Origin of the sequence: Pseudonocardia pini (genome assembly GCF_013870575.1) — a bacterium.
GTDB lineage: Bacteria > Actinomycetota > Actinomycetes > Mycobacteriales > Pseudonocardiaceae > Pseudonocardia > Pseudonocardia pini.
On the sequence record NZ_JACBXB010001012.1, the window covers coordinates 1 to 1615 of the forward strand.

Below are 1615 nucleotides of genomic sequence, written 5' to 3' on the forward strand. Positions count from 1 at the left end.
CCAGCCCGCCCTTCGAGCCGACCGAGCGTGCGGGTCGGCTCTACGGCCGCGGCGCGGCGGACGACAAGGCGGGCGTGATGACCCACCTCGCGGTGCTCCGCGCCTACGAGGGCAGGCCCCCGGTCGGTGTCACGCTGTTCATCGAGGGCGAGGAGGAGTCCGGCTCCCCCACCCTGCCCGCGCTGCTGCGCGAGCACCACGAGCTGCTGGCCGCGGACGTGATCGTGATCGCCGACGCCGCCAACCCCGCCGTCGACGTCCCGGCCCTGACCACGAGCCTGCGCGGGCTGGTGGACGTGGTCGTCGAGGTGTCCCTGCTGGAGCGCCCGCTGCACTCCGGGGTGTTCGGCGGGCCGGTCGGGGACGCGCTCACCGCGCTCTGCCACGGCCTGGCGAGCCTGCACGACGAGAAGGGCGAGGTCGCCGTCGCGGGGCTGCACTCGAACTCGGGCACCGACGCCTCGGCGACCGACATACCCGAGGCGGAGTTCCGTGCGGAGGCGGGGCTCGTTCCCGGGGCCGAGCTGCTCGGGACCGGCACGCTGGCCGAGCGGATCTGGCACAAGCCCGCGATCGCCGTGCTGGGGATCGACGCTCCCACCGTCGCCCAGTCCGCGAACGTCCTGATCCCGCGCGCCCGCGCCATGGTCAGCATGCGGCTCGCCCCCGGCGAGGACACCCTCGCGGCGCGGGACACGCTCGCAGCACACCTGAAGGCGCACGTGCCGTGGGGCGCCTCCGTGGAGGTGACCCCGGGGTCCGGTGTGGCCGAGCCGTTCTCCCTCGACGCGAACGGCGGGGCGTACGACGCCGCCAAGCGCGCCTTCTCCGAGGCCTACGGCAACGCGACCGTGGAGACCGGGATCGGCGGCTCCATCCCCTTCATCGCCGAGTTCGCCCGCACCTTCCCGGGCGCGGCGGTGCTGGTCACGGGGGTGGGCGACCCGTCGAGCCGCTGGCACGGGATCGACGAGAGCCTGTCGCTGTCGATGTTCGGCACCGGCGCGAAGGCGGAGGCGTTCCTGCTCGACGAGCTCCGCCGCTGACCCACCGGACCCGCCCTCGGCAGGGCGCCGTCCGCGAACGCGGGCTGGACGCTGCACGAGCTGTGGGCGCACCGGCGTGCAGCCGAAGGCCACGGACATCGGCTGGTCCTACGGCGAGGGCCGGGTCGTGTCGGGCCGGGCGCAGGACCTCCTGCTGCTGGTCTGCGGGAGCCGGGTCCCGGCGGGTCGGATCGACGGCGATATTTAACGATATATCGTTCGCGCGGCGAGCGGCGACCCGGCAGACTGGGTCGATGCGGATCGGCGTACTGGGCCCGGTGGCCGCCTGGGGCCCGTCCGGGGTGGACGTCGCCCCGAGTGGGCTGCGGCTGCGTGGGCTGCTCGCCCGGCTCGCCCTCGCCCCCGGCCGCACGGTGACCGCGGAGATCCTGGTCGACGACCTGTGGGGCAGTGAGCCCGCCTCCGCCAACGCCCTGCAGGCGCTCGTCTCCCGGCTGCGCCGTGCCCTCGGACCCGAGGTGGTCGCGACCGTCCCCGGCGGGTACCGGCTGGAGGTCGACCCGTCGGACGTCGAGACGGCCTCGGCGACCAGGCCGACCATCGCCGTC

3 protein-coding genes are annotated in these 1615 nt (G+C 74.9%); all 3 read left to right on the forward strand.

Translation table 11 applies throughout. From position 1 onward, the window contains the following. The coding region (locus tag H5J29_RS31965) for a M20/M25/M40 family metallo-hydrolase (RefSeq protein ID WP_181784646.1) at window positions 1–1046 on the forward strand (1046 nt) is incomplete at its 5' end. A 76-nt stretch (window positions 1047–1122) separates the two neighbouring features. Continuing rightward, a complete protein-coding gene (locus H5J29_RS36025) occupies window positions 1123–1254 on the forward strand; it encodes a hypothetical protein (protein ID WP_281376157.1) in 132 nt (43 codons plus the stop codon). Between the two features lie 46 nt (window positions 1255–1300). After that, on the forward strand, window positions 1301–1615 hold a 315-nt coding region (locus H5J29_RS31970), incomplete at its 3' end, for an AfsR/SARP family transcriptional regulator (RefSeq protein WP_181784647.1).